A 12,670-nucleotide genomic window follows, 5' to 3' on the forward strand; every position below is an offset into this window, starting at 1 on the left:
TAATTAGGAACATCTATGTTTGGAATGAGCCTGCCAGAAATAATCATAATAGCGGTTATTGCGGTTATTTTTTTAGGTCCTGATAAATTGCCCGATGCTATGGTAAAAATAGCTAAGTTTTTCAAACTCTTTAAGCAGACTGTAAATAGCGCAAAGAGTACATTTGAGCAAGAAGTTAAGATAGCCGAACTCAAAGAAGATGCAAAAAAATACAAAGAAAATATAACAAACGCAGCTAGCAGTGTGCGTAAAAAGCTGACTTTTGAAGAGCTTGATGAGCTAAAAAGTACGGTTAGCGGCACAAAAAACAGCATAAACGAGAGTTTAGCAGATATCAAAAAAGAGATAACTAAAGATCCTTTAACACTGTTAAATAATGATCCATTAAATAACGAAACTTTAAATGAACAGCCGAGCAAACCATCACCAAATTTAAATTTAGAAAATAAAGAAATAAAAAAAGAGGCATAATGTTTGAAGATTTAAGACCACATTTAATAGAACTTAGAAAGCGACTTATCATCAGTGCATTTGCTATTATAGTATGTTTTGTAGTATGTTTTAACTTCTGGAATCCGATCTTGGCTTATATGAGCGCTCCTTTAAAAGCGGTATTGCCAGATGGAAGTAATATAATCTTCACTCAAGTTGCGGAGCCATTTTTCACCGCTATGAAAGTTGCATTTTTTGCCGGACTTTTATTAGCATTGCCAGTAATATTTTGGCAATTTTGGCTATTTGTGGCACCAGGACTTTATGAAAATGAGAAAAAATACGTTATTCCGTTTGTTATAAGCGCTACTTTTATGTTTTTAGTAGGAGCTGCTTTTTGTTACTATTTTGTAGTTCCGGTGGGATTTCATTTTCTTATAAATTTTGGCGGAGAGCTTTTTCAAGCGCTTCCTAGCATAGGAGACTACGTAGGATTTTTTACGAAACTAATAGTAGCTTTCGGTATAAGCTTTGAACTTCCAGTTGTTACATTTTTTTTAGCAAAGCTAGGCATGATCGATGATAAAGCGCTAAAAGGATTTTTTAGATATGCGGTAGTAATTATATTTATATTTGCTGCTATTATGACTCCCCCTGATGTACTTAGTCAATTTTTACTAGCTATTCCGCTTATAGCGTTATATGCTCTTTCTATATTTATAGCAAAAATGGTAAATCCGGCAAAAAAAGATGAAGAAGAAGATATGCAAGAAAATCGAGAAGAAGAGCAATGAGCGATATATTCAGCCTTTCAAGTTATGATTATAAACTTCCTCAAGATCTTATAGCCGCCGCTCCGACTATGCCAAAAGAAGAAGCAAGACTTTTGGTTTATGATAGACAAAAAGATAGCGTATGTCATCTTAAATTTAAAAATCTAAGCGAAATTTTACCCGAATGTGCAATAATTTTTAATGATACAAAGGTAATAAAAGCTAGAATTTACGGTCGTAAAGATAGCGGTGCAGAAATACAAATGCTTTTAAATCAGCCGCTTCAAAACTCACTTTTTAGCTGTTATATAAGAGGTAAAGTAAAGGTTGGAACTAAACTTAAATTTGATCTTGGAGTTGAAGCTGAAGTTTTAGAACTAAAAGACGACTCTAGCCGTATAGTAAAATTTAAAAAAAATGAGCAAATTTTAAATACAAGTGAAATTTATAATATCTTATCTCATATAGGTCACGTGCCGCTTCCTCCGTATATAAAAAGAGAAGATACTCCCGATGATGAGATCTGGTATCAAAGCATATTTGCTAAAAATGAAGGCGCTGTCGCAGCTCCAACCGCAAGCTTACATTTTAACGATCAAATGCTTGATGATCTAAACAAAACTCATGATATCTCATATATCACTCTACACGTAGGCGCAGGTACGTTTAAAGGAGTTGAGCACTGCGATATAAGAGAGCATAAAATGCACAGCGAATTTTACTGTATATCCAAAAAAGCAAAAAACATTATAGATTCAGATATAAAGCTTCTAGGAGTCGGAACTACTGTTACTAGATGCATCGAGTACTACTATAGAACCAAACAGCCAAAAGGATTTTGCGATCTATTTTTACATCCTGACAACAAGCCTTTGAGACAGGATTTTTTACTTACAAACTTTCATCTACCGAAATCAACACTGATAATGCTCGTAGCAAGTTTTATAGGACTTGAAAAAACGATGGAAATTTATAAACAAGCCGTAGAAAATAGATATAAATTTTACTCTTATGGCGACGGTATGCTTATAATTTAGGAGATATTTATGAAGCTTTTTATAGGAATTTTGCTACTTGTTTTAACTCTATTTACGGCGCAAGCCAAAGAAGAAAAAACTTCTGTAAATAGTAATTCAAATTTAAAAACGACATATTTCTCATCGTATCATTTATACTCAAACACAAAAAATAACTCAGCTTTGATGAATAGTATTATTTTTACGGCTCTTATAGTAGCTTTTATCAGCTTGATTATGTTTATTATATTTTTAAGAATAGAAAAGCCTAAAAAACTACAGTTAAAAAATAGATTAAAAATAATACAAGAGCCATTTTATATGGAAAAAATACATAGAAAATTTATGTTATCAAAGCCGCAGCAAGGCGATATCGTAGAGAGACTTGAGCTATTTTTTAAAATACTCCATATAAAAGCTGCAAAAAATAATAACGTAGTTATATTTAACTACGATCCAAAACAGCACAGATACTTTAGCGCGGATTTTAAAATTATATCATATGCAGTGCATATGTTGACCCAATTTGTCATAAATATAATTTCAAACTCGTCTATAGTTCTTACTATAAAAAGTATAAACGCTACGAACAACGTATACAAAGTGACTCTAAAAGCAAATACAAATCTTATAGAAATGGACAATAACATCAAAGATGCTTTAAAAGGAAAAACAAAAAATATAAACTACAAAAAACTAGTTATAGCATCAGATATAGCAAAACTTTTAGGATCAAAACTAAGATATCAAAGTAAATCTAGCGAATTTGAGTTTAGTTTTAATCTACTTTTAACTCCTATACAAAAAGACAATAATCATAAATTTATAAATGAGTATAAAAACGAAATAAGCGCTATTATCGCCGAAGACGATATAAATTCGTTCTATACATTAACTGCAGGATTAAGACATTATGATATCAAAACAAAACCAAATCACAATTGGGAAATAGTAAAAAAGCACATCACAGATACTATTTTTAAACCGGAATTAGTATTCATACAAGCAAAAATTATCAAAAAATTATCAAAAAATGATATTAATGTTTTAAAAGAGCATAAAGAGAGAAAAAACATCACATTTATAATACTGAGCAACAACTCAAGCTATGATGATGTAAATAAACTTTTGGATTTTGAAACATTTATATTAAGACAACCTTATACGCAAGATGCTCTTTTAGCCGTACTGAACAGATCGCAACAAGTAGCTATGGGGGGGGTATGGCGAATTTCTTAGGATACAAAACGGAAAAAAAACTAAAGTTTTATTAAGTGCGATATAAAAAATGCATCCATCGTATCATCAGGTAAAATTCTAATTCCAAATTCACTTTTTACTACTTGTTGTAAATTTACGTCTATAGGAAGAATTTGTATTTTAAACTTCGAATTTAATGCATTTTTTATAACTTCTTCATTCTCTTCTTTATAAAAAGTACAGGTGCTATAAACTATCTCTCCACCACTTTTTAATGCATTTAAAGCTGAATTTAGTAGCTGTTTTTGAAGCTTCGATATGTTTTTTATCTCTTTGTAAGATTTTTCTTTAAAGTTTTCATTATAACAAGAGTAGCTAGAACAAGGTGCGTCAAGTAAAATTTTATCGAATTTTTCATAACAAGTGCGAGAAACGCTTCTTGCATCTTTGTTATATGTCTTTACCCATTCGCAGTTATATTTTTTTAAATTTGATTTTAATGTAAAGAAGCGATTGGTATCTGATTCCATAGCAGCCAGATAGCCGTTTTTTTTCATAAAATTTGATAGAGCTATGCTCTTTCCCCCAGGACTAGCGCACATATCAAGAACGGTTTGACCAGGGGCTGCATTTAGCGTCAATGGAGCTAAAAAACTACTTGGATTTTGTATATAAATTTTACCGCTGTTAAATAAATCGCAATGAGTCAAAATACTTTTAAAATTTGATTTACATATATAGAAATTCTCATAAAATTTAGAAAACTCCACACCTAAAATCTTAAGTTCGTCTAAAACACTTTTCTCATCGGCTTTTAATAAATTTATAAAAAACCCAACATTTTTTGGCTTAAAAAAACTATTCCACACACTACTGAATTTATCGTGCGGAACTAAATCATATAAATCATCTTTAAAACTCATACAAATCTCACAAAATATTTAGATATCTTTTTAAAATCACCATAGCGGCAATGCTATCAAATCTACCGTCTTTAGAATCTTTTGACAGTTCGCTAGCTTCGCAGCTGCTATAAGCTTCATCAACATAAATTATCTCTGAATCAAAACCGACTAAAGAGATAAAATGCTTAATTCGTCTTTCCATTTCATCCTCGCAGCTGCCGCCTTTTGGCAAGCCGACTACTAGTTTTGTCGCATTTTTTTCTTTTAACATTTTTAAAGTATCTTTCGCCGCCTGATTGCGATTTTTACGTAAAATAGGTTCGCTAGGAAGTACAACAGTCGGTAAAACCGCAACCGCAACTCCTATTCTTTTTAGTCCGACATCGATAGCTACTATCAAGATAAAATCCTTATATATACTCCGTCTATAGAAATTTTACCCTCCAGCTCGTATTCATACAAAGCGTCTCCAAATCTCGCGTAACACTCATCAAAGTTTTGATTTATTTTTATAAATTCCAAAACATCGTCTTTACTCAAATCACTGTTTAAACTTCCGAATTTAGAAGCAAACTCATCAAAATCGGCTATTAAATTCGCCCTATTTTTACTAAGCAGATCATTTGTTCCATTGCTCTCATTAAACCTTTGAGGCAATACAAAAAGAGGAATTCCCATATCCAAAGCGAGTCTTGCGCTAGACATTGATCCGCTTTTAATATCCGCTTCTGCTATGATCACGGCGTCGCTTAGGGATACGACTATTCTGTTTCTTTCTAAAAAACTCCAAGGAGTCGCAAAAGTATTAGGTTCATACTCGCTAAGAGCCAATGCGTCTTTATAAATTTTTTCTATCATTTTTGAGTTTTGAGCCGGATATATATTATTAAGTCCATTTCCAAAGACTGCGATGGTATTTGGAAAAGCGCCTTCGTGAGCATGTATATCGGTACCTATAGCCGCTCCGCTAACTACGCAAATACCGTAATTTTTAAGAGTAGAGGCTAAACTCAAAACAATATTTTTTGTATAAGAAGTACATTTTCTCGAGCCGACTATCGCTACTTTGGGGAAATTTAAGAGTTCTAAATTTCCTTTATAATATAGTTTATTTACAGGTTTTTTTAGCTTTTTTAAGCTTAAAATATCAGTTATAAAGTCCATAAATATCTTTTAAATATACTACTTCTACATCTTTTAAAATAGTTTTTTTAGCAACTTTAATAGTTTCAAAAGTTACCTTATAAGGATGACCTATTGCTATAGCAAAACCATTTTTCTTTGCTTTTTTTATAGCTATTTCAAGCTGTTTAAATATAGCAACACTACTTTGATCATTATCTATAAACACATCTCTAAAAACGTATTTAAGTCCCATTTCTTTAGTGACTTGTTTAGCTTTAGAACCTTTTGAAGTAAGACTATCGACAAATAAAATATTATGATTTTTCATGGATTTTAAAAGCATTTTCATAGACGAGTAATCACTTGTAAATTTGCTTCCGGTATGATTGTTTATATAAGATACATTCCCAAACTGCTTTTTTATAGTTGATATTCTATTTTCTATCTTATCTTTCGTATCGCCTACATTTAACGTATTTTGCTCATTTTTCTTGAAAAATATCGCTTCTAAAGGCAAATGAACCATATAAAACTCAAACTGTTTTGAGATCTTTACGCTATCTGGATAAAAATCTGTCGGCGGAAAAATAGACGGAGTTATCTTAAGCCCTAAAGACTTTATATCTCTTGCTTGAGCCATTGTGGAAAGATCATCGATTATGATAACGAGCTTTGGCTTTTCAAATTTATGAATATCTTGTTTTTTCACTATTTTTTCGATATTTTTTTGTTCATATTTTAAACTCGAATTTGAACTATTTTCATCCAGTTTTGAAGTAATATTTTGATCAACGAACATAGATATTTCTTTTTTCAAATTCGGCTTTAAAGGCGAAACGATCTGTTCTTTTGGCAATGCAACAGTTATATTTTTATCGGAATCTGAGATATTGCTATCTACTTTAAATTTCAAAGTTTCAAAAAGCTCGGAAATATTTTTATCTTTTTTTAAATTTGGTCTGTTGAACGATATATTTTTATCTTTAGAAATTTCATTTTTTTGCGTATCTAAGTAACGCTCTATCTTTTTTATCGTCTTTTGACTATCTAAATTTGGATCTTTTTTAGAGCCTGAAACAGCATAAATTACGCCAAAAATCGCAAGCAAACAAACAGCTATACCGATATAAACTAAAAAAGCCCCTTTTTTAGTTTTAGGGGCTTTTTTTCTCGACCTCTTTGCCAATTAATTTTTGTCTTTATTAACTAATCTGCCTTTATTTATCCAAGGCATCATACCGCGAAGTTTTTCGCCTGTTTTATTAAGCAGACTTGCTTCGCTAATTTTTCTCTCAGCATTCATTTTAGTATATCCAGCTTTTCTTTCTAAAATAAAGTTTTTCGCAAAAGTACCGTCTTGGATCTCTTTTAATATAGCCTTCATAGCAGCTTTACTACTTTCATTTACTACTCTTACTCCACTTACATAATCCCCATACTCAGCAGTATTTGATATGGAGTATCTCATATCGGCCATACCGCCTTGATAGATTAAATCAACTATAAGTTTCATCTCATGCAAACATTCAAAATACGCCATTTCAGGCTCATATCCGGCTTCGGTAAGAGTTTCAAATCCAGCATTTATAAGAGCACAAAGTCCGCCGCAAAGAACGGCTTGCTCACCGAACAAATCAGTTTCCGTTTCAGCTTTAAACGTAGTTTCTATGATGCCTGTTCTTCCACCGCCTATTGCGCTTGCATAACTTAAAGCTAGATCTTTTGCTTTGCCAGTCGCATCTTGAGAAACAGCTATAAGATCAGGAATTCCTCCACCATTTACAAACTCGTTTCTAACAGTATGGCCCGGAGCTTTTGGAGCTATCATTATGCAATCGATACCTTTTGGGGGAATGATTTGACCGTAATGTATATTAAAACCGTGTCCGAAAGCTATGGCGTTGCCCTCGCTTAAGTTTGGCTCTATTTCAGCTTTAAAAATATCGGCTTGAAACTCATCAGGAGTTAAAATCATTATAAGATCGGCATATTTTGTAGCCTCGCTTACGCTCATTACTTTAAAGCCTTTAGCTTCTGCTTTTGCCCAGCTTTTACCTTTTGGATTTAAACCTACAACGACATCAACACCACTATCTCTTAGATTTTCAGCGTGGGCGTGACCTTGAGATCCAAAACCTATCATAGCAACTTTTTTTGATCTAATTAAGCTTAAATCGCAATCTTTGTCGTAATAAACTGTTATCGCCATAACTTTTCCTTTTTTAAAATTTATTTAGGAATTATACTACTGTAGAAATTTAAAATCACTGAAATTTAAAAAAATTATTTAAATTTAAGTGATTTAAAAAGCCAAGTGTTGTAAAATATACAAAATTAAAATTTCCGAGAAGAAAAATGAATCAAGCAATATATAAAAGCATAAAAACTTTACCGCCACTTGATGATACGATTGTAAGAATACAACAAATCTGTAACGATGAAAATAGCGATATCAATGAGCTTATAACAGTTATACAAAAAGATCCTATGCTAACAGCAAATATATTGCGTTCTGCCAATAGCCCGCTTTATGGATTTAGCCGAGAGATAACAGATATAAATAGAGCAGTTACGCTTTTTGGTATGGCTACTATAAGAGGTTTCGCGCTTTGCGGAGCGATTAAAAAATCTTTTTCTATAGATCTATCTCCTTATAACATAAAAGATAGCCAATTTATGGAGATTGCTACAACTCAAAACGCTCTTGCATTTAACTGGTACAGCAAGATAGATAGAGAGCTTTTAAACATACTCTCTCCTGCTAGTTTTATGATGGAAATAGGAAAAATAGTTATAGCAAAAGAAATTTTGGAAAATGATAAAAATGCTGCTTTTAAAGATGCTTTAACACACATTAGCACTCCATCAGAACTATCTGATTTAGAAATAGATATGGTAGGAATTTCAAATGAGGAAGTTACGGTAAAAATATTTGAACAGTGGAATTTAGAAACAGAAATGATAGATGCTATACTATACTCAAATAGTCCAGATGATGCTCCAAATCATATAAGAGCATCATCTATAGCACTTAAAATTATAAAAAATAGCGTTAATATATTTGGCATATTAAGCGATGAGAATATACAAAGCACATTAACACTTCTTGATACTTATGGATTAGAACAAGCTAAATTTATAGATGCGGTTAAAAAAGTAAAAGGGTGAAAGAGTTTTTAAACGCCCTTGTAAACGGCGTAGATGATAAATTTATAAAAATAGACGAACGAGAAATTCTGCGCGTACTAGAACAGATAAAAGCTGTTAAAAAGCATAAAAACAAATATTACTTAAACGATGGATATGTCTGCGGTAAGCTTGATATAAGTAGTGGGGGCACAGGATTTTTGATGCCATACGATGTGCGTTTTAAACAAGATATAATAATAGAAAATCGAGATTTAAACGGTGCTCATTTTGGAGATATAGTACTATCAAAATTAACAAAATCTAAAAAATCCAGACTACACGCAACCATGATAGCAGTTTTGGCTATGGCAAATGAAACAAGCGTAGTTTATACTAAGCAATTCGGTCAAGTCATAATGGGAGTAAGCATCCCAAATTCTCTTACTATAGCACTTAAAGCCAGCCAAAAATCCTTAAAAGAACTACCAATAGGAACTGTTTTAAAAATCAACAATCTAGATAATGATATAACAGAAGTTTTAGGCGTATTAAGCGATCCATCAGTAGATGAAAAAATATCATTAGCAATCTACAATAAAAAAAATCTTTTCCCCAAAATATGCGAAAACGAAGCAAAAAGTTTTGGAGATAACGTAGATAAAAGTATGTATCCAAATAGAGTAGATTTAACAAATTTACCATTTTGCACGATAGATCCGGTTGATGCAAAAGATTTTGACGATGCTATTTATTATGACGTAAAAAATCGAACCGTATATGTGGCTATAGCCGATGTTAGCGAATACGTAGCCGCTTATAGCGGTATAGATAAAGAGGCTAAATTTAGAGGATTTTCAATCTATTTTCCTCATATCGCCATTCCTATGTTGCCAAGATCACTTAGTGAAAATATCTGCTCTTTAAAACCAAATTGCGATAGGCTGGCTTTTGTATTTAAAATATCTTTAGATGAGAATTTAGAGTCTATAAAAGAGGAACTTTTTGAAGCTGTTATCCACTCTAGAAAACGGTTTAATTATGATGAAGTAGATGAAATTTTAGCTTTAAATTTAAAAACAGATGATGAGATACAAGAGTGGATTTTGCCGCTATTTGAGACTGCTAAAAAGCTGAAATTTAAAAGATTACAAAACGGATTTGATTTTAGAAGCAAAGAGCTTAGAATGAGTATTTCTACAAATGGAGATATCTTAAAAACAACGTATGAAAAAGAGACTCCTTCTCACTCTCTTATAGAAGATTGTATGCTTTTAGCAAATAAAGCCGCTGCAAAAAGAATAAATCACGGTATATTTAGAAACCACGCTCCAGCCGATCTTAAAAAAATAAACACGCTTTTAGATGATCTAGCAGCTCTTGGCATAGAAATTACTTATGAAAGTGATTTAGTAGCGCTAATATCTAAAATCCAAACTCAAGCAGATAGTTTAAATATCAGAGAAGATGTTGATAAACTCATCATAAAAGCACAAAAAAGAGCAGAATATGCAAGTAAGCCTACCGGACATTTTGGTTTAGGATTTGATCTGTATTCTCATTTTACAAGTCCGATTAGACGTTATTCTGATCTTATTTTACATAGACTTTTAAAAGCAAATTTAGAGAATAATGCGAAACTTTTTAACTATCTCCTTTTGGATATAGAAGGAGTTTGCAGGGGATTAAACGAACTTGAACGTGAAGCCGATAGAGTAGCGTGGGATTTTATGGATAGAAAATTTGCAAGATGGGCTACAAATAATATCAATAAAGTATTTCGCTGCTACATAAGCGAAGTCGGCAATCAAACAATAGCTAAATTAGACGATGAAATAAAAGGAGCTAGAATATACATAGAAAACTTTACTTGTTCACTTCTTGCTTCTGTTATGGTGCAGATAAAAGAAGTAGATATACCAAGTGCAAAAATTATAGGAAAAGTAGTACAAAAACTAGATGTATAAAAAAGAGTTTCAAAATCTGCTAAATTCTAATAGATTGCCAAACTATTTTTTGCTTTTTGGGAATGAAGAGTATCAAGTAGAAATTTTTGCTAAAGAGTTGATTTCTAAATTTAAAAGTGAAAATTTACTTAGTTTGTATTTTGACGAATATGATTTTATCAGCGCAAAGTCGCACTTAATGGAGTCGTCGTTATTTTGCGATTCAAGTACGCTGCATATAAAAACAGATAAAAAAATACCGGCAAAAGAGTTAAAATACCTGATAGATCTGTGCAAAAAAAATACAAATAATGCATTTATATATGAGCTGCACGAAGGTGATATGAAAACAATTTTTGATACTAAAAAGGCATTTGGTGAAAATTTTGTTAGGTTTTTTTCGCCAAATACTCCGGCTGAAGGCGTTAGTTTGCTTATGTATCACGCTGAAAAACTGGGATTAAACATACAAACATCCGCACTTTATCAAATTTACAGTTTGCAAAATGAAAGTTTATATCTTTCTAGCAGTGAATTAAATAAGCTCGCAAATTTAACTAAAACTATCAATGACGATAGCGTAAAAAAGTTAGTTTTTAGTTTAAACGGAATTAGTTTTGAACTATTTTTTAATAAACTTATCTCTTTGCAAAACATAAAAGATGATTATTTTAGCTATACGAATGATTCTAATTTCAATGAAATTGCACTGATAAACTCACTGTATTCATCTTTTTTTAGACTATTTAAGATACAAACTTATGTTAAAATCAACGGTAAATTTGATATAGAAAAAGCCATAGGATATACTCCGCCTCCGACTATTTTAAACCAGATAAAATCACAAGCTCTTAGCATAAAAACAGAGTTATATATGGATATTTTTATGAAATTAAACTCTATAGAGTATGATATAAAAACAAAAAAAGATATAGATAAAGAATGTTTTTTACTATCATCTATTTTATCTATACAAAATTTAATTGCAAAAAACAGCAAATCTTAAGCAAGACTTCGGTATTATAATAAGCTGCATTTTATGCACAAATCCTTGCTCTTTGAATTACCAAAAAGAGCTAAAATCCATAAGGAGAACGAATGAAACATTATGAGCTTTTATTCATCTTAAAGCCAACATTGACTGAAGATGAAGCTAAAGTTAAAGTCGACTTCATAAAAGAAGTTATCACAAAAAACGGCGGCGAGATCGCTAGCGTAATAGAGATGGGAACTCGCAAACTTGCTTATAAAATAGACAAGTATGAAAGAGGAACTTACGTAGTTATATACTTTATGGCTCCTACTCAATTAATCGCTGAACTTGTAAGAAACGTAAGAATCACTGAAGAGATTATAAGATTCTTAACTGTAAAATATGAAAACAAAAGAGAGATATCAGCTTGGGACAAGCTAAGCAAAGGTCAAAAACTAATGCCTGCTAAAAAAGAGCTAAAAGCCCCGGAAAAACCGGTTGAAGCAGAATAATAATCACTAAAAGGTTGCAAAATGTTTAATAAAGTCATTTTAGTCGGTAATTTAACAAGAGATATTGAACTAAGATATGCTCAAAGCGGATCTGCTATTGGTAGCACAGGTATAGCCGTGACCCGTAAATTTAGTGGTGCAAACGGTGAAAAACGTGAAGAGACATGCTTTATTGACATTACATTTTTTGGTAGACAAGCTGAAATAGCAAATCAATACTTAAACAAAGGAAGTAAAATACTTGTTGAAGGAAGATTAAAATTTGATCAGTGGCAAGACCAAAATGGAAACAACCGCTCAAAACATAGCATAACCGTAGAAAGTATGGAGATGTTAGGAAGTCAGACACAAGGCGGATTTAAAGATTCTCATCAAGACCAAACAAATAGCCAATACTCTAATACAAGCTATTCAAGTAACTACCAAAATCCTACTGGATACCAAAATGATAGCAATATGAATAGCGGTTATAGAGAGCAAGAGTCGTTTGCTCAAAAAACACCAAAAAGAGCTACGAACGAGCAGCCTTATGAGGAGAAAATCCCAGAGATTGATATCGACAGCGATTTACCTACCCAAAGCCAAAATCGCCAAAATAAACCAAAACAAAATATCGATGTCAATATAGACGATGAAGAAATTCCATTTTAAAAGGACAATAC

At 32.1% G+C, this 12,670-nt stretch carries 14 protein-coding genes; 9 read left to right on the top strand and 5 right to left on the bottom strand.

Translation table 11 applies throughout. From position 1 onward, the window contains the following. Positions 1-15: 15 nt before the first annotated feature. Genes tatB through DQN38_RS05490 form a run of 4 tightly spaced genes read left to right on the top strand, consistent with a single transcriptional unit; the run spans position 16 to position 3,460 of the window. A complete protein-coding gene (tatB, locus tag DQN38_RS05475; RefSeq protein ID WP_002849729.1) occupies positions 16-471 on the top strand; it encodes a Sec-independent protein translocase protein TatB in 456 nt (151 codons plus the stop codon). After that, a complete protein-coding gene (gene tatC, locus DQN38_RS05480; RefSeq protein WP_002849731.1) occupies positions 471-1,226 on the top strand; it encodes a twin-arginine translocase subunit TatC in 756 nt (251 codons plus the stop codon). The genes tatB and tatC overlap by 1 nt, the downstream gene beginning before the upstream one ends. Next, positions 1,223-2,242: a tRNA preQ1(34) S-adenosylmethionine ribosyltransferase-isomerase QueA gene (gene queA / locus DQN38_RS05485; RefSeq protein WP_038453726.1), complete on the top strand. Its 1,020-nt coding sequence runs from the start codon at positions 1,223-1,225 to the stop codon at positions 2,240-2,242. Before tatC ends, queA begins: the two co-directional genes overlap by 4 nt. A gap of 9 nt (positions 2,243-2,251) precedes the next feature. Further along, positions 2,252-3,460: a hypothetical protein gene (locus DQN38_RS05490; RefSeq protein WP_065838969.1), complete on the top strand. Its 1,209-nt coding sequence runs from the start codon at positions 2,252-2,254 to the stop codon at positions 3,458-3,460. Positions 3,461-3,480: 20 nt separating this feature from the next. Here DQN38_RS05490 and DQN38_RS05495 read toward each other — a convergent pair whose 3' ends face one another. The 5 genes from DQN38_RS05495 to ilvC are packed head-to-tail and all read right to left on the bottom strand — an operon-like array spanning position 3,481 to position 7,660. Beyond that, complete coding sequence (locus DQN38_RS05495) at positions 3,481-4,344, bottom strand: RsmB/NOP family class I SAM-dependent RNA methyltransferase (protein WP_038453728.1); 864 nt, start codon at positions 4,342-4,344, stop codon at positions 3,481-3,483. Between the two features lie 7 nt (positions 4,345-4,351). Then, positions 4,352-4,726 carry a Holliday junction resolvase RuvX gene (gene ruvX / locus DQN38_RS05500; protein ID WP_002849740.1) on the bottom strand — a complete coding sequence of 125 codons (375 nt, stop codon included), beginning with the start codon at positions 4,724-4,726 and terminating at the stop codon, positions 4,352-4,354. Continuing rightward, positions 4,723-5,490: a DNA-processing protein DprA gene (locus tag DQN38_RS05505; protein ID WP_065843754.1), complete on the bottom strand. Its 768-nt coding sequence runs from the start codon at positions 5,488-5,490 to the stop codon at positions 4,723-4,725. Before DQN38_RS05505 ends, ruvX begins: the two co-directional genes overlap by 4 nt. Beyond that, positions 5,474-6,637: a divergent polysaccharide deacetylase family protein gene (locus tag DQN38_RS05510; protein ID WP_011732090.1), complete on the bottom strand. Its 1,164-nt coding sequence runs from the start codon at positions 6,635-6,637 to the stop codon at positions 5,474-5,476. Before DQN38_RS05510 ends, DQN38_RS05505 begins: the two co-directional genes overlap by 17 nt. Further along, on the bottom strand, positions 6,638-7,660 hold the full coding sequence (gene ilvC / locus DQN38_RS05515; RefSeq protein WP_002849745.1) for a ketol-acid reductoisomerase: 1,023 nt from the start codon (positions 7,658-7,660) through the stop codon (positions 6,638-6,640). Between the two features lie 146 nt (positions 7,661-7,806). On the opposite strand from ilvC, the gene DQN38_RS05520 reads away from it, so the two are divergent. The 5 genes from DQN38_RS05520 (at position 7,807) to DQN38_RS05540 (ending at position 12,659) form a co-directional block, all read left to right on the top strand. Next, on the top strand, positions 7,807-8,619 hold the full coding sequence (locus DQN38_RS05520; protein WP_002849747.1) for an HDOD domain-containing protein: 813 nt from the start codon (positions 7,807-7,809) through the stop codon (positions 8,617-8,619). Then, complete coding sequence (locus tag DQN38_RS05525) at positions 8,616-10,544, top strand: RNB domain-containing ribonuclease (RefSeq protein ID WP_002849749.1); 1,929 nt, start codon at positions 8,616-8,618, stop codon at positions 10,542-10,544. The genes DQN38_RS05520 and DQN38_RS05525 overlap by 4 nt, the downstream gene beginning before the upstream one ends. Further along, positions 10,537-11,529, top strand: a complete 993-nt coding sequence (locus DQN38_RS05530; protein WP_065844030.1) for a DNA polymerase III subunit delta — start codon at positions 10,537-10,539, stop codon at positions 11,527-11,529. The genes DQN38_RS05525 and DQN38_RS05530 overlap by 8 nt, the downstream gene beginning before the upstream one ends. 92 nt (positions 11,530-11,621) lie before the next feature. Continuing rightward, positions 11,622-12,008 (top strand): 30S ribosomal protein S6, encoded by a 387-nt coding sequence (gene rpsF, locus DQN38_RS05535; protein ID WP_002849755.1) that lies wholly within the window; start codon positions 11,622-11,624, stop codon positions 12,006-12,008. A gap of 21 nt (positions 12,009-12,029) precedes the next feature. Next, positions 12,030-12,659: a single-stranded DNA-binding protein gene (locus DQN38_RS05540; RefSeq protein ID WP_065844029.1), complete on the top strand. Its 630-nt coding sequence runs from the start codon at positions 12,030-12,032 to the stop codon at positions 12,657-12,659. Positions 12,660-12,670 lie beyond the last annotated feature (11 nt).

Origin of the sequence: Campylobacter fetus subsp. fetus, assembly GCF_900475935.1 — a bacterium.
GTDB lineage: Bacteria > Campylobacterota > Campylobacteria > Campylobacterales > Campylobacteraceae > Campylobacter > Campylobacter fetus.

What these genes read in the sequence shown, in the direction of transcription:
- tatB (WP_002849729.1), top strand. Translation starts at nt 16, where the DNA reads ATGTTTGGAATGAGCCTGCCAGAAATAATCATAATAGCGGTTATTGCG.
- tatC (WP_002849731.1), top strand. Translation starts at nt 471, where the DNA reads ATGTTTGAAGATTTAAGACCACATTTAATAGAACTTAGAAAGCGACTT.
- queA (WP_038453726.1), top strand. Translation starts at nt 1,223, where the DNA reads ATGAGCGATATATTCAGCCTTTCAAGTTATGATTATAAACTTCCTCAA.
- DQN38_RS05490 (WP_065838969.1), top strand. Translation starts at nt 2,252, where the DNA reads ATGAAGCTTTTTATAGGAATTTTGCTACTTGTTTTAACTCTATTTACG.
- DQN38_RS05495 (WP_038453728.1), bottom strand. Translation starts at nt 4,344, where the DNA reads ATGAGTTTTAAAGATGATTTATATGATTTAGTTCCGCACGATAAATTC.
- DQN38_RS05505 (WP_065843754.1), bottom strand. Translation starts at nt 5,490, where the DNA reads ATGGACTTTATAACTGATATTTTAAGCTTAAAAAAGCTAAAAAAACCT.
- ilvC (WP_002849745.1), bottom strand. Translation starts at nt 7,660, where the DNA reads ATGGCGATAACAGTTTATTACGACAAAGATTGCGATTTAAGCTTAATT.
- DQN38_RS05520 (WP_002849747.1), top strand. Translation starts at nt 7,807, where the DNA reads ATGAATCAAGCAATATATAAAAGCATAAAAACTTTACCGCCACTTGAT.
- DQN38_RS05530 (WP_065844030.1), top strand. Translation starts at nt 10,537, where the DNA reads ATGTATAAAAAAGAGTTTCAAAATCTGCTAAATTCTAATAGATTGCCA.
- rpsF (WP_002849755.1), top strand. Translation starts at nt 11,622, where the DNA reads ATGAAACATTATGAGCTTTTATTCATCTTAAAGCCAACATTGACTGAA.
- DQN38_RS05540 (WP_065844029.1), top strand. Translation starts at nt 12,030, where the DNA reads ATGTTTAATAAAGTCATTTTAGTCGGTAATTTAACAAGAGATATTGAA.